This window comes from Neobacillus sp. NPDC097160 (genome assembly GCF_044762155.1).
GTDB lineage: Bacteria > Bacillota > Bacilli > Bacillales > Cytobacillaceae > Neobacillus.
In genome coordinates this window covers 23,531-39,292 of record NZ_JBIWDU010000022.1, presented here as the reverse complement: position 1 = coordinate 39,292, position 15,762 = coordinate 23,531, and the positions used below count along the sequence as shown (strand labels likewise).

At 38.0% G+C, this 15,762-nt stretch carries 13 protein-coding genes; 12 read left to right on the top strand and 1 reads right to left on the bottom strand.

The genetic code is table 11. The annotated features are described in order from the left end of the window. The first annotated feature begins 117 nt into the window (after window positions 1-117). The 11 genes from ACIQXV_RS25290 to ACIQXV_RS25240 all read left to right on the top strand — a co-directional run bounded on the left by ACIQXV_RS25290 (window position 118) and on the right by ACIQXV_RS25240 (window position 12,400). On the top strand, window positions 118-2,472 hold the full coding sequence (locus ACIQXV_RS25290) for an ABC transporter permease (protein ID WP_402963705.1): 2,355 nt from the start codon (window positions 118-120) through the stop codon (window positions 2,470-2,472). Window positions 2,473-2,627: 155 nt separating this feature from the next. Beyond that, window positions 2,628-3,395 (top strand): ABC transporter ATP-binding protein, encoded by a 768-nt coding sequence (locus tag ACIQXV_RS25285; RefSeq protein WP_402963702.1) that lies wholly within the window; start codon window positions 2,628-2,630, stop codon window positions 3,393-3,395. A 148-nt stretch (window positions 3,396-3,543) separates the two neighbouring features. Next, complete coding sequence (locus tag ACIQXV_RS25280; RefSeq protein WP_402963699.1) at window positions 3,544-3,960, top strand: hypothetical protein; 417 nt, start codon at window positions 3,544-3,546, stop codon at window positions 3,958-3,960. A gap of 310 nt (window positions 3,961-4,270) precedes the next feature. Then, on the top strand, window positions 4,271-4,978 hold the full coding sequence (locus ACIQXV_RS25275) for an SH3 domain-containing protein (protein WP_402963696.1): 708 nt from the start codon (window positions 4,271-4,273) through the stop codon (window positions 4,976-4,978). Window positions 4,979-5,790: 812 nt separating this feature from the next. Then, window positions 5,791-7,155 carry an adenylosuccinate lyase gene (gene purB, locus ACIQXV_RS25270; protein ID WP_402963693.1) on the top strand — a complete coding sequence of 455 codons (1,365 nt, stop codon included), beginning with the start codon at window positions 5,791-5,793 and terminating at the stop codon, window positions 7,153-7,155. After that, window positions 7,148-7,660, top strand: a complete 513-nt coding sequence (locus ACIQXV_RS25265; RefSeq protein WP_402963691.1) for a GNAT family N-acetyltransferase — start codon at window positions 7,148-7,150, stop codon at window positions 7,658-7,660. Before purB ends, ACIQXV_RS25265 begins: the two co-directional genes overlap by 8 nt. A 2-nt stretch (window positions 7,661-7,662) precedes the next feature. Then, window positions 7,663-8,463 (top strand): amino acid ABC transporter substrate-binding protein, encoded by an 801-nt coding sequence (locus ACIQXV_RS25260; RefSeq protein ID WP_402963844.1) that lies wholly within the window; start codon window positions 7,663-7,665, stop codon window positions 8,461-8,463. A gap of 15 nt (window positions 8,464-8,478) precedes the next feature. Continuing rightward, window positions 8,479-9,156 carry an amino acid ABC transporter permease gene (locus ACIQXV_RS25255; protein ID WP_402963688.1) on the top strand — a complete coding sequence of 226 codons (678 nt, stop codon included), beginning with the start codon at window positions 8,479-8,481 and terminating at the stop codon, window positions 9,154-9,156. Between the two features lie 12 nt (window positions 9,157-9,168). After that, a complete protein-coding gene (locus ACIQXV_RS25250; protein ID WP_402963684.1) occupies window positions 9,169-9,909 on the top strand; it encodes an amino acid ABC transporter ATP-binding protein in 741 nt (246 codons plus the stop codon). A 5-nt stretch (window positions 9,910-9,914) separates the two neighbouring features. Further along, window positions 9,915-11,051: an amidohydrolase gene (locus tag ACIQXV_RS25245; protein ID WP_402963681.1), complete on the top strand. Its 1,137-nt coding sequence runs from the start codon at window positions 9,915-9,917 to the stop codon at window positions 11,049-11,051. Then, window positions 11,048-12,400, top strand: coding sequence for an MmgE/PrpD family protein (locus ACIQXV_RS25240; RefSeq protein WP_402963678.1), 1,353 nt, complete (start codon window positions 11,048-11,050; stop codon window positions 12,398-12,400). Before ACIQXV_RS25245 ends, ACIQXV_RS25240 begins: the two co-directional genes overlap by 4 nt. Window positions 12,401-12,490: 90 nt before the next feature. Here the strand turns inward: ACIQXV_RS25240 and ACIQXV_RS25235 are convergent, their stop codons facing one another. Beyond that, on the bottom strand, window positions 12,491-13,402 hold the full coding sequence (locus ACIQXV_RS25235) for a helix-turn-helix domain-containing protein (protein ID WP_402963675.1): 912 nt from the start codon (window positions 13,400-13,402) through the stop codon (window positions 12,491-12,493). A 176-nt stretch (window positions 13,403-13,578) separates the two neighbouring features. On the opposite strand from ACIQXV_RS25235, the gene ACIQXV_RS25230 reads away from it, so the two are divergent. Continuing rightward, window positions 13,579-15,702, top strand: a complete 2,124-nt coding sequence (locus tag ACIQXV_RS25230) for a glycoside hydrolase family 3 protein (protein ID WP_402963672.1) — start codon at window positions 13,579-13,581, stop codon at window positions 15,700-15,702. The last annotated feature ends 60 nt before the right edge of the window (window positions 15,703-15,762 follow it).

Below are 15,762 nucleotides of genomic sequence, written 5' to 3'. Positions count from 1 at the left end.
TATCATTTTGTATGATTACTTTAGAACGGTTAATAATCATTTAGTTGAAGTCAACTCAGAAACCTGCATGTAAGAATAATATGAATTCCAAAAAGTATGCAGGAAGGAGAAAAAATAATGTTTTTGAAAATAGTCAAGAATGATTTCCTCAGAAACAAAATTGTAACGTTAACTGTATTTGTATTTATCACGATGGCAGTTATTTTGGCGGCCAGTTCCATTAATAACATTGCCAATCTGATACAGTCAATGTCAGATCTTCAGGAGAGTGCAGTACCAGCTGATATTACGGTGATGCATGCCGGAGAATATGACCAGGCAGAAATCGACCAATTCACTGAACAATACCGTGACCATATAGCGATGCAGGAGACGATGGTTCTTAAGAATATTGATGGAAGCAATATTCATTTTGGTCAAAATCAAACGATGGCTGGAACTATACAGGATATTTCATTTGTTGTACAGAATAAGAAATTTGATTTTATATTGGATCTGGATAATGAAAAGCTGGATGTAAAGGAAGGTTTCGTTGCCGTTCCCATCTATTTCATGGAACAGCATGATTTAAAAATAGGTGATACGATTACGGTGAAAAGCGGCGGGTATGAGAAAGAGTTTGTCATTTCCGATTATGCAAGAGATTTTGAGATGAACTCTTCCCTTACTTCTTCGAAACGGTTTGTGATAAACCAGGCGGACTATGATGAAATGCTTGAAAAGCAGGCAGGGGAACTGGAATATCTGATCGAATTCAAACTGAATGAAAACGGGGATTCGGCTGCTGTTCAGACTGCCTATATCGAATCAGGTCTTCCGGCAAACGGTCCTACAATCGGAGGAAAGATATTTCTGCTGTTTAATGCCATGTCGGATACTGCAATTGCAATGGTCATTATACTTATCAGTATTCTGCTTATTGTGATCGCTTCGCTTTGTATCAGACTTACATTTCTGGCAACAATTGATGAAGATATTAGAGAAATCGGTGTTATGAAAGCAATAGGGATATCCAAAAAAGATATAAAAAAGGTCTATCTTAACAAATACAGAGTCATCTCAGTAGCAGCTGGTATTATCGGTTATCTGCTTTCCTTTGCAGCAGTCAATCTGTTAAACGGTAATATGAGACTTTACATATCTTCCGATTTATCAGGCAGCTTAAAATATGTACTATCGCTTATAGCTCCATTACTTGTATATTTTATGATTGTGATGTACTGCCAGCAAGTACTGAAAAGAATCGATCAGATTTCTGCGGTGGAAGCATTACGAAAAGATTCTATGGAGCGCGGAAATAACCGAAAATACAGTTTCCCGCTGCTAAAGAACAAATTCTTCAGCACCACTATTTACATGGGACTTAGGGATGTATGGAAACGATTCAAATTATACAGGCTGCTGTTTGTTATTTTTATCGTATGTACGTTTATTGTCATACTCCCCTTAAATATATATAACACCATGAATTCACCGGAATTTTCCACATATATGGGAATAGGAAAATACGACATGAGAATCGATCTTCGAAGGACAGATACGATTACAGAAGATTTTAAAAAACTGCAGGAAGAACTGCAGAATGATTCGGATATTGAAAAGTATGCGGCCTACATCACAAGTTCCTATCAGGTCAAAAATACGGAAGGTTCCTGGGACTATATTAATATTGAAATCGGAGATTTTTCCGTATTTCCATTAAAATATTTGGAAGGCAGAGCACCGGAGGGTAAAGGTGAAATTTCGCTTTCCTTTGCCAATGCCGCAAAAGACGGATTGAACAAGAAAGTAGGAGATGAAGTAACCGTCAGGGTTGGCGGGGAAGAACAGATTTTATCAGTCACGGGTATTTATCAGGATATTACAAATGGGGGAAAAACAGCAAAGGCGCATACGAGTCTTGGGGTAAATGAAAAGGCAGTCCTTTGGTATATTGTGAGCATGGATATGTCCCAAGGCGTTGATAAACGCGTGAAAATGGACTACTACCAGAAGGCTTACGATTCTGCGCAGGTAAATGATATCAAAGAATATACTAGCCAGACTCTTGGAAATATCATTGATCAGATGAGCCTGATTGTTATAGGCGGAATCGGAATAGCAGTAATCATTGCTGTATTGATCACTGCATTATTCCTTCGGATGTTATTATCAAAGGATATGTCTCAGATTGCCATCATGCGAAGTGTGGGATTAACTTCTAAAAGTATTCAACATCAATATATGGCAGGAACTATGATGGTACTCATATCGGGAATCATAGTTGGAGTACTGGCTGCGAATTTTCTAGGGGAATTTCTTGTAAGTATGGCAATGTCCTCTATGGGAGCTGCAAAAATTGAATTAGTTCAAGTTGCATGGCAGACTTGGCTGCTATGTCCGTTAGCACTAATTGTAGTCGTTGGATTGACTATTTCTGTGTGCTGTAAGGTAACAGTAGAAGATGATTTATCTGTCGTTTTAAGAAGTTAGAACGGATGAAAAAGGTCGGGGTTGAGGAGTATCTCCGAAGATGGAAGAAGCCTACTGTGTGAAGGCACCGATGCAGAAAAGAATGCAGATTCCTGAAAAGAAGCATTCCTGGAAGCTAGACTTTGATTTTAATATTTGGCATTGGAGGAATATATATGAGCAGAATATTAGAAGCAAGAAGTATGAACAAAAAAGTAGCATTAGGAAAAGATACTGAGCTTCTTATCTTAAAGGATATTAACTTGGAGATAGAAAAAGGTGAATTTGTTTCAGTCATGGGGCCATCCGGAAGCGGGAAATCAACACTGCTATATAATATAAGCGGTATGGATAGAATTACTTCTGGTAGTGTGAAATTGAAAGGCCGTGAAATCGGCAGACTCAAAGAAGAAGAACTGGCGAAGATTCGACTGAATAACATGGGTTTTATCTTTCAGGATATTAATCTTTTAAAGAATCTGTCATTGATTGACAATGTTATGTTTCCTGCTCTTGTATCAAAGGATGCGGATAAAGATGCGGTATACCAAAAAGCAAAAAAACTTTTGGAAATGACAGGAATTGAAAAGCTTGCAGATCATAATATCACTCAAGGCTCTGGTGGACAGCTGCAGAGAGTCGGCATCTGCAGAGCATTGATAAATGATCCGGATATCATATTTGGAGACGAGCCGACCGGAGCATTAGATTCCAAATCGACAGCAGAGATTATGTCAATTCTTGCAGAGATTAATAAAAAAGGGACAACCGTAATGCTCGTTACGCATGATGTAAAGGTGGCAGCAAAAACCGAAAAAGTATTGTTTATGGTAGATGGAAATATCGTGGCACAGAAGAAAATGCGTAAATACGATGCGCAGCATGACGATATTAAGGAAAGAGAAGAAAGCATTATGAAATGGTTAGTGGAAAAGGGATTCTAATTGTTCAACCTATTAAAATATCTTTAGAAAGGTATTACAAATGATTTAAATTCTTATATCGAGCACGATTGAAAGGTAATATTCCCCTACACCCAATAATTGGTTATAATGAGTGTATAAAGATTTTTGAGAGCGAGGGGCGGAAAAAATGTACACTTTTCTTACATATTTTGTTTCCCTTATTGTCATTATGATATCAGTATTTACTACACTTGTTTTCAAGAATGAACTAGAGCGAATGTTTCGAGAAAAAAAAAGTGTGCTTCCTTTTCATATATGTAATGTGCTAATTACCTTAATGGTTTCTTTTGGGGCACATGCTGTAATGACCATTTTTATCATTGGGAAAGAATCCAATTTGATACTTCAATTAGTAATCCTCTTGTTTATGATCTTAGCGATATATATTTTAGGGCACTTTGCGTTTGAAAAATATAAATCAGTTTATCGGAAATACATCCCCACTGAGAACAGGAAAGTTGTTGTCCTTAACGAAAAGTACTTAAAAAAGAAAAAACTGCCTTCAAAACTCAAAAACTATAATGCCATTTCGAAGGAAAAATAAATCTAAGGAATTTTAAAATAAGAGGTTTTCCATGAGTTGAGTAAACTTACGGGAAACCTCTTTTTTCATTTCTGAGTTACGTGGAAAGAAACATCTAGGTTAATAGAAAAAGAAAAAAGAATGTTTACATAGATCGTCTTTTATCGTTCACTAAATAGCGGTGGAGAATTTCGAGTAAAACCAGCGTTTTCCTAAATAGAATTCCTTAAGAAGGGGCTTAAATGCCCCTTTTTATGTTTCGTATCGCAGGGCGATATAACTTGCAAATAAATCTAAAAAGCTTCATATTTAATAGAAAAGGAGGTCCGATATGCGACGTGATATACAACCAAATGAACAAGCTTTCTCTTCTAAGGAAGTGGCGGAAGAAATAGGGATTGCAACGCCCACTGTTCGAAAGTATGGCCAAATCTTAGAGCGGAATGGATATGAGTTTTTGAAAGATGGTGATCGACGTATCTTCGTTCAATCCGATATCGGAGCGCTTATAGCGTTACGCGATACGGACAAACCCCTAGACGATACAGCTAAAAACCTTGTGTATCAACAAAAAGAAAGATTAGAAGGATCCATTGAAACAGAGATTGCGATACCCGATACATATGAAAATTCACTTCATGATCCCAATCAATTAAAAGAGGTATTAAAGTATTTAGTCAATGAACTCGCAGCCACACGAGAAATGAATGTCCAACTGACAAACGATATGTCACAGCTTAAAACAACGGTTTCCCGACTCAAGCAAGATCATCATGTTATAAGTTCCAGTATTGGAAATTCAGCGCAAAAAACTAATGCTAAAATTGAAAAATTAACTGAACAACAAAATACCAATTACGAAACATTGCTGCAATTAGAAAAACAAAAAAGTGAACTCTTACAAAAAGAAATACAAAATATGCGGGATGAACAGAAAAAGGAGTGGAGTTCACAAAGTGATTTTAATAAACTTTTAGAAGAAGCGATACAAAAGCCTAAAGAAAAACGGGGTTGGCTTTTCTCCATATTCCGCAAATAAGCTGGTTGAGGCGGATGAGAAATTCAATCAAAAACAAGAGTCAACCTTAATAAAGTTCCTCAAGAACGGGGCGTATCAACTCTTTTTCCGATTCGTATCGCTGGGCGATATAACTATCAAATAACCTATAGAGATACTCGATACGGACAGGCTCCTAGGCAATACTTTAAAAACTTTGTGTATTAAAAAAGAAAGATTAAAAGATACCAATAAAACAGAGATTGCGATACCCAATACATATAAAATTTCCCCCACGACCCCTAACAAGAAGAGGGCTTTTTTTTCGCAAGACAAATTCCATTGTTCCGAATATCGATTCATTAATTTTCAAATTTCAACAAATTCCCGGGAAATATCTACAAATTATGAGTAGATATCGACAAAAATATAAGTATTTCATGCATGCAATCACTAATTTAGCACAAGTCCTGGCATCAGCGTTTAAGAAATATATGAAGCTGCGTACCTGCGTACCTGCGTAATAAGTAGTCCCAATAAACAGCATGGTAGTAACTGTAACGCTCAATAGCGTATTGAACTTATTCTTAAATATAGGAACCTGTTTTTTGATTGTTGATCTTTTAATTGAACGTAAAATGGCATTTTCTAAAAAAAGACTACTTCCTTAAAAAAATGGTAGTCTTTTTTATATTGTTGAAGTATTCATCTTAAAATTATTTATTTTTGAAAAAATAAATTTGTTTACTTATTGAATTATGTTAAAATACATATTATTCATAGTAAAATGATAGGAATAATATTTTTGATAGAAATTTCGAAAGATTTATATTTCCTTCTAGGGGTGTTAACAGATGGGTTCTCATGTATTGGATTTAAGAATGCTGCAAAACAATTTTAGTACAGAAGAAATGCGTTCTGTGTGGAATGATGAAAATAGATTGCAAAAGATTCTTGATGTTGAAGCGGCATTAGCATTGGCAGAGAGTGAACTTGGAGTTATTCCGGAAAGAGCCGGAAGTGTGATAAAAAACGCTGCTAAAATAGAAAACTTTGATATTGAGACAATAGCAAATGAGGCTGCGAAACTAAAACATTCATTAATGGCGACTGTCAATCATTTGCAATCACTATCAGGGGAATATGGAGAATATGTCCATTATGGAGTTACAACGCAGGACGTGACCGATACCGGAACGATCCTCCAGTTGAAAGAGGCCAATGAAATAATCAGGCGGGATACGAAGAAAGTGGCCGAGCTCTTAATAGGACTTGCTTCTAAATACAAGGATACTCCGATGCCTGGAAGAACACATGGAATGCAGGGATTGCCGACTACCTTTGGCTTTAAGCTTGCGGTTGTAATAAGTGAGTTTGAACGTCATTTGGAAAGATTAAAGGCTGCTGAAGCGCGTGTTTTAACTGGAGTACTTGCTGGCGGTGTTGGAACGTATGCTGCATTAGGAAGTATTGGTCCAGAAGTGGAAGAAAAGGCTTTGAAACTTCTGGAACTGAATGCGCCGAATATTTGCTGGCATTCTTCTCGAGACCGCATTTCGGAGTATGGTTCAGTGCTTGGACTCATTAGCGGTTCACTCGGTAAATTGGGGAATGAATTCTACAATTTAATGCGCACAGAGATTGATGAAGTCGAAGAACCGTTTGCCGCAGGGAATGTTGGTTCAACAACAATGCCTCATAAACGAAATCCTGCCATTTTCGAAGGGATTGCGAGTTTAACCAAACCAATCTTACATAGCGTTGCTTTGCTGCATGAATCATTAGTAATGGAACATGAACGGGATGCGATGAGCTGGCGAAGTGAATGGATTGCTTTACCTGAAATTTGTTTATATTTATCCTCCCAGCTAAAAAGCATGATTACTGTGTTACAAGGTCTTGTGGTTAAGCCTGAAAATATGATGAGAAACCTGGAAGTTCAAGGGGGACTTCTCCTATCAGAACGTGTGATGTTTGCATTATCTGAAAAGGTAGGAAAACAAACAGCGCATCATATTGTTTATGAAATAGCAATGGAGTCCACTGAACAAAAGACACCATTTAAAACGCTTCTTATGCAGAATGACAAGGTGAGTGCAGTCCTATCTGAAGAACAAATTACTCAGCTTTTGGATCCTAGTCAGTATACAGGGCTGGCAAGCCAAAAGGTAGATGAGGTCATTGCATCAATCCAAAATGGGGGAAATTTAAGTGAGTAGTTTGACCTTTCATCAAGCGACGAATGAGGATATTCCAGCATTACTTGATTTATCTTTACGAGGCTATGCTTCCATTCGTGAATTAGGCATTTACTTTGCTGCCGCAACAGCCGATGAAGATTTGGTGAAAAAAAATATCAATGAAAATATTTGTTTTTATATGAGAGATGGGGATGAGATGGTTGCGACCGCTTCAATCCGTATGCCATGGAGCAGCCATCATGGGCCTTATGAAATCCCTCACATTTGGTGGGTAGCGGTGGATCCAAAGTATAAACGAAAAGGGTATGCAACCAAAATACTAGATTTTATCGAGTATGACTTTTTGAGGGATCAACTCCATTGCCCGTCTGTTTCCCTTGGAACGGCGAAGGAACATCCTTGGCTTGCTGACATGTATCTAAAACGCGGATACAAAGAGGTCGGCGAAACGGATTTAGGAAAAGGACACATTACGGTTTATTTAGAAAAATTGTTATTAGCAAAATCATATAAGAAAAGGTAGGGATTAAGATGAAAAGAAAATTTGGGTTAATCATTAGTTTGGCACTTTTATTATTATTAGCGGCTTGTGGCGGTGCAAAGGAAACATCAAGTGATAGCGGTGCAAGTAAGGAAAAGAAGGTCATTCGTGCAGGTTCAACGGCACAGAGCTATCCAAATGGATATGAAGAAAATGGAAAACTGGTTGGATTTGATGTGGAAGTACTTGAAAAAGTTGCTGCAAACTTAGACTATAAAGTAGAATGGGTCAAAACTGATTTTGCAGGTTTAATGGGCCAATTGGAAACAGGAAAAATTGATACAGTAGCGAATTTTGTTGCTGTAACAGAAGAAAGAAAAGCAAAATACAATTTCTCAGAACCATATGCCTATGCAGGGGCTACTATTGTTACACATAAAGATAATAAATATGATAGTCTCGAAGATTTAAAAGGAAAAACGGTTTCCGGTGTCCTAGGTTCAAATAATGTTAAAAACCTAGAAAAATTTGATTCTGAAATTATTCCAAAAACATATGAAACACGCGATGGAGCTATGAATGACGCCATCAACAAACGTGTTGATGGCTATGTTAACTCAAAATCATCATTAATTGCTGAAATTGCTAAAGGCAATCTTCCATTAAAGTTTGTTGGCGACCCATTTGTGTATGAAGATATCGCTTTTCCTTTTGTGAAAAATGAAAAAGGCGATCAATTAAGTGAAAAATTTAATGCTGAAATTCAAAAATTACGTGAAGATGGAACTCTTACAAAATTATCGAAGAAATATTTTGCTGATGAAGATATCACAGTTAAGCAATAAATCTGGAGGAACAACATGAATTTAAAACTGGATTTTGGGTATTTAGTCGATATTCTCCCAGAACTTTTGACATTCATACCTCTGACCTTATTTCTTGCTGTGATATCGATGGTCTTTTCAATTATCGGTGGTTTGATTTTAGCCTTAATTACTAGATCGAATATTCCAGTACTAAAACAGTTAGCGACGATATATATTTCGTTTTTCCGTGCCATTCCAACATTGGTGCAGTTGTTTTTAATCTATTACGGATTACCGCAGATTTTTCCAGCTTTTGGTACGATGAATGCCATTACGGCAGCTATTTTGGGGCTTAGCTTAAAACAGTCGGCGTTTTTGGCGGAAATATTCCGTGCTGCGCTTAATTCCGTTGATAAAGGTCAAGTGGAAGGGTGTCTATCTGTTGGAATGACAAAAGCACAAGCCTTTCGCAGAATTGTTTTGCCGCAAGCAGCGCGTAATGCGATTCCTGCGTCCAGCAACGTTTTTATCGGCTTAATAAAAGAAACCTCTCTAGCGTTTACATTAGGAGTCGTTGAATTATTCGCCCAAGGAAAAATCCTGGCGGCAGGGTCGCTTAAATTCTTTGAAACGTATTTAGCGTTAGCGCTGCTCTATTGGTTCATGGTTATTGTATTTACAATGATCCAGCAAATGGTTGAAAAACGAATGGAAAAACCGTATATATCGTAAAGGAGTTTTACCATGATATCTGTTACAAATCTGAAAAAGAGGTTTGGTGAAAATATCGTTCTAAATGGCGTTGATTTACATGTTGACCGGGGCGACGTACTAGCCATTATCGGACCATCCGGATCGGGTAAATCGACATTACTGCGCTGCCTAAATTTATTAGAAATGCCGGACGAAGGCACACTTCATATTGGCGATACAAAAGTGGATGTAACGAAAATGGGCAGAAGGGAAATCCATCAGCTCAGGCAGGAAACAGCCATGGTTTTCCAAAACTATAATCTTTTTAAAAATAAAACGGCTTTGCAAAATGTCACAGAGTCTTTGATCGTTGCGAAGAAAATGGACAAGCAGGAAGCAGAGAAAATAGGAAAAGAGCTTTTAGTCAAGGTTGGTCTTAAGGATAAGTTTCATCAATATCCTGCAACATTATCAGGCGGGCAGCAGCAGCGTGTCGGGATTGCCCGTGCACTTGCTGTGAACCCGCATGCGATTTTATTTGATGAACCGACATCGGCACTTGATCCAGAGTGGGTTTCTGAAGTGCTTCAAGTGATAAAAAATATTGCCCAACAAAAGACAACGATGATTATCGTCACACACGAAATGAAGTTTGCTGAAGAAGTGGCTAATCGGGTGATTTTTATGGCAGATGGGAATATTGTCGAAGAAAATGAACCAAAAGAAATTTTCTATAACCCGAAAAATCAAAGAACGAAACAATTCTTAAAAACATTGGAAAGAGATGATTAATAATCATGAACATGTCTCATGAACTATTAAGTGATTTAATTGAAAAACGAAGATATTTGCATGAGAATCCGGAGCTTGCTTTTGAGGAGTTCAATACAACGGAGAATATTAAAAAGTGGTTAGAAGAACACCATATTCCCATGCTGCCTCTTGAGTTGGAAACAGGCGTAGTCGCAGAGGTAAAAGGTGCATTTGAAGGACCAACCATTGCGATTCGCTCGGATATTGATGCCTTACCGATCAAAGAAGATACGGACGTGCCATTTAAGTCGAAATATGAAGGCAAAATGCATGCATGTGGTCATGATTTCCATACAGCTTCGATTTTAGGAGCTGCAATTCTTTTAAATAGCCAGAAAGAAAAATTGCACGGAACTGTAAGATTTATTTTCCAAGCCGCAGAAGAAGTGGCGCAAGGTGCAAAGAAATTTGTCGAGAAAGGGGCATTAGAAGGCGTCTCGGCAATCTTTGGTATGCACAACAAACCGGATTTACCAGTGGGAACCATCGGAGTGAAGTCTGGGGGACTCATGGCAAGTGTTGATAAATTTGAAATCAAATTTGTGGGGGTAGGCGGTCATGCAGGGATCCCTCATAATGCCATTGATCCGATTGTCATGGCTAGTCAATATGTAACTGCTGTACAATCGATTGTTGCTAGAAGAATGGATTTATTTGATAATGCCGTCATTAGTATTACAAGTATTCATGGCGGTAACACTTGGAACGTTATTCCAGATACTGTTACACTTGAAGGCACGGTTCGTACGTTCCAGCCTAAGGCACGTGAAGCGATTCCTGGTTTAATGAAGAAATTGGCTGAATCCCTTGCTGAAGGAAATGGAGGCTCGGTTGAATTTAACTGGGAAGATTACTTACCGGTCGTCAATAATGACCCTCAATTTGAAGAAATCATTCGAGCGACTGTCGTTGAAAGTGGCTTTGATGTTGTAGATGCTGTGCCGAGCGCGGGTGGAGAAGATTTTGCATTTTACCAAACTTACATTCCAGGCTTTTTTGTTTGGATGGGGGTCGATGGACCACAAGAATGGCATCATCCAAAGTATGATTTAAAAGAAGACGCAATTAAAGTGGCTTCTGAATTTTTCGCTAATTTAGCGGTGAATGTATTAAAAAAATGAGTGATTTAACCAAAGCAATCGTTAAGCTGATTCAAACTACACCGGCCTATGAACAGCTTGGAAGTAAGACGAAAACGAATTTAAAAAAGGGAGTTCTGGATTATTTTATTTCATGTTATGCAAGTGTAAAATTTGATCCAAACTTCCCTAATGTAGTAAATACAGCTATTTATTCGTGCTTTGATGAGGCAGCTGTGGTTGGCACCGGATTAAAGGTTCATCCCTTTGATGCGTGCTTGATTAATGGATATTCAGCACATGCATTAGATTTGGACGATGTTCATTCCGAGATCCGTGGTCATCCTTCTGCGGTTCTTTTGAGTTTGTTACTATCATTGCTAAAAGAAAAGCAAGATACCAACCGCTTCTATCTTGCATACTTAATTGGAATTGATACAATGACACGTTTTGCAAAATTATTGGGCCCTCGGCATTATGAAAAAGGGTTTCATACAACGGCTACAGCGGGAGTTTATGGTGCTGTTGCTGCTGGAGCGTATTATTTAGATTTTCCTGCCGATAAATTTGCTCACGCGCTTAACTTATGTGTATCGAAAATAAGCGGATCTAGAAGTCATTTTGGGACATTGATTAAGCCATTGCATGCCGGTTTGGCGGCCCAAAATGCTTGGCAGATTCTTCATTTTGTTCATCATAATGTGATTGGAAGCGAAAATACGATTCTATCAAAAAATGGTTTGCTTTCGATGTACGTCGAACACGAGCAAGATCCATGGCAACTTTTTGAACAATGGGGAGAGTCATGGGCGGTTGACACCCCTGGTTTATGGTTTAAATTATATCCATGCTGCTCCGCCAATGCCCACGTAATTGATGCTGTGAAGGATATTAAGAAAAAGCAAAAGTTTACGGCGGATGAAGTAGCTTTGGTGGATTTATATTTCCCACCTAGTGGTGATGCAGCTTTAGTGTATACTCGGCCGGAAAATGGTGAGCAAGGGCGGTTTAGTGCGGAATATTGCATAGCATTATTATTATTGGAGAAAGATTTATCAATTGATAATTTTACAGTAAGCAGTATTTCTGAAGATGTCTATGATGAGATGGCAAAGATTCATAGAAAATACGATGATCAGATTCCGAGTAGCGAGAATAGTTACCCAAAGGGCAGATATTGTATAGTAGAAATTTCCCTAAAGAATGGCCAGAAGATCGTTTCCAGAGTTGACGCTCCAACCGGTTCATCAGGAAATCCACTCGAAATGGAAGATTTGTTAAACAAAGCTACAGCATTATTAGGTAACCAGGGCAATCATCTAATCAAACTTCTTTCAGTTGAAGTGGAAGAATGGGTTCAGTTTTTGGAAGGAACTATCGGTGATTTGTAGAAAACGGTATATTTTTGCAAAAATGGCGATACCAAATAAGGTATCGCTTTTTTGTCGCCCTTTTCTCTAAGACCCGTACAATAATAGTTGTTATAAATTTTTATATTCTTTTTGTAATTTTTTCGGAGAAAGATGGTATTCCTTTTTGAAGAGTCTGTAAAAACTCGAATAGTCAGGAAAACCGCATTTCAAGGAGATTTCCTCTATGGAGAGCTGATTTTGCTTAATCATCGTTACCGCAAAAGATAAACGCTTTAATGATACATACCGGTAAAAGGGCAGGTTCATATTTTTTTTGAAATAATGAGAAAAATAGTATTTATTTAAATGAAAATAATTTGATACATTGTCTAAACTTAAATCCGGCTCTGTCAAATGTGACTCAATGTATTCTAGTATCGATACGAACCTTTGGTCCAGTTCATCCTTGTTACTTAGGTTTGGCGTACTACTTGCAGGATCGAAGATGGTTTGAAGTGCTTGAAATAATAGGTAATGTAATGTAAAAGAAAAATGATCTTCGCCATTTTTTATTCGATGAGTCATTTCATGAAGTAAAGAAATGATGTCTTGAAACTTTTTTGAATGCAGATGTAACACATGAGAACCTTGTGTCTTTTGATAAACTATATTCTCTTTCATGGATGGTGCACTAGATAGAAAGTCGTCCATTAAATGCTCACTAACGCTAACAATGATGCGCTCATAAGTATCGAAATTCTTAACAATAGCCTTATGAACAGCATATGGAGGGGTCACCACAACATCCCCCCTCCTTAAGGAATAGGTCTTTCCTTCACAAAAGAATTCACACTCTCCATCTAAAAATACAAGAAGCTCCAAAACATCGTGCCTATGTAATTGGAATAATGACTCTATTTGGGAGAATTTCTCGGCTGATTCGTTATATTTATTGAGCCAATTATGGAATTGATTTTTTTTGCTAAAGTAATTAATTTCAAACCCTTTATTTATGACTGGAATAAGATCAGATTGCTTCATTTGGTGTCATCCTCTTAAATAGCAATATTTACAATATTTTTAGCAATAAACATCATTTATTTTTAACTTTTTGTTGTTATTATAACACTAAAGAAAGAGATACATGGAGTGGAAATGAAAGATAGATTTATCTCAAGGGCATAATGAGAGGTAGACCAAGTTTAGGAGGCATGGATGTGGAATCTAACCAAAAACAACCTAAGTTAGAAGTCAGAGTCAAAAACATCATTGAAGTTGATGGTTTAAAATTTAAAGATTTGAATAACAGTGGGAAACTAGAACCTTATAAGGATTGGCGTTTGAGCCCGAAGGAACGTGCAGAGAACCTTGTCTCATTGATGAATATCGATGAAAAAGTCGGCATGATGCTGATTAATACACGTAAGATGGGACTTTCACAGGAAGATAAGAGTAAGACAAGCCATGATGGAGTGCTAGATGAAGCGATTGTCGAAAAAGGTGAAAATATTTTTGCTGTTTCAAAAATCTATGGTACAACCCAAACGATTGAAAACATGCATTTACGCCACTTCATTTTAAGAGACAATTTTAGTCCTGCTGAAATGGCTGAGTGGGTTAATAAAATGAATGAATTATGTGAGGGAACACGTCTCGGTATTCCATGTTTGATCGCATCGAATTCAAGAAACGAAAATGGAGAATCTATCTTTGGTATGAATGATGCGGTAGGAATCTTTTCTACTTGGCCAGGTACTTTAGGACTTGCTGCAGCAGCTAAAGGAGAAATAAAAAATGGCGGTGATGCATCACTTATCAGCCAATTTGCCAAAATAGCACATGATGAGTGGGAAGCTACCGGTATCAGAAAGGGATATATGTATATGGCTGATACTGCCACAGATCCTAGATGGCAGCGGTCATATGGCACGTTCGGTGAAGATCCGGAATTTATTTCTGATGCTATCGGCCGCATCATTGACGGATTCCAAGGGGAGAACTTGGGTAAACATAGTATTGCGATGACAACAAAGCATTTCCCTGGCGGCGGTGCGAGGGAAAATGGGTTTGATCCACATTATGAAGAAGGAAAGTGGAACTTATACCCAACACCCGGAAGCTTAGAAAAGTACCACTTACCGCCATTCCAGGCTGCGGTAGAACATGGTACTTCATCCATCATGCCATATTATTCAATCCCTCGTATCAATAAGAGTGTGGTTCAAGAATTCGAGGGGGAGGATATTCCTTTCGAAGAGGTTGGCTTTACATTTAATCATTATTTCTTACAGCACATCCTAAGAGGAAAATTAGGATTCAAAGGCTATATCAATAGCGACAGCGGTGTCACCAATAAAATGAGCTGGGGCGTTGAGGATAAGACTGAGGCTGAACGTTTTTCTAAAGCCATCAATGCTGGTACAGACCTTGTTGCGGATACAAATGATATTGAAAATCTTAAATTAGCCATCCAAAATGGATGGATCAGTGAGAAGCGTATTGATGAAGCAAATGTACGCCTCCTTACAGAAATGTTTACTCTAGGATTATTTGATGATCGTACCTATGTTTCAACAGAAAACGCGACAGCAGTGGTTAGCAAACCAGCAAGCTGGGAAGCTGCTTATGAAGCGCATAAAAAGTCGGTAACCGTTCTTAAAAATAGTGATCAGACATTACCTTTAACAGCAGAAAAGCTTAATAATAAAAAGGTTTATGTAGAAGCTTTTCATAAGGAACCAGAACGAGCAGCCGCTTACACGGAGCAGGCAAGGAAAGAATGCCAAGAATTAGGACAGTTTACTTTGACTGATAACTATGAAGAAGCAGACGTGGCTATTTTATTATTAAGTCCAAAATCCGGAGCATATTTTAATGCGACACCGGGACTATTAGAACTTGAACTAGTCGAGAATAAAACACTAACCGCTTTGGACGGGTCTACGTACGAAGAAACTACTTTGAGCAATATGAATCATCTAAAGGAAGTTGCTGACAGTATTCATGTTCGTGGCGGAAAAGTCATTATGACTGTGAATGTCGTTCTGCCTTGGATCCTTGGAAATGTTGAACCTTTGGCAGATGTTTTAATTGCAGGATACGATACATTCTATAAGGCACAGTTTGAGGTGATGGCGGGCAATTTCCGTCCAGTAGGTGTTTTACCGTTAACATTGCCAGCAAGTGAAGCAGTGATTGCTGTTGATGAAAATGGAGATTGTGTGTCAAGAAATGATGTACCTGGCTATGACAAGGACAAATATATGCCTGAAGGACTCACATATGCCTATAAAGATAGCGATGGCAATGTCTATAAACTTGGACATGGGCTAACGTATTAATTCAATGCTCAAAACCTATTGTTATATATTAAAACAACAAAAAAACTCGCCGCTAGCGAG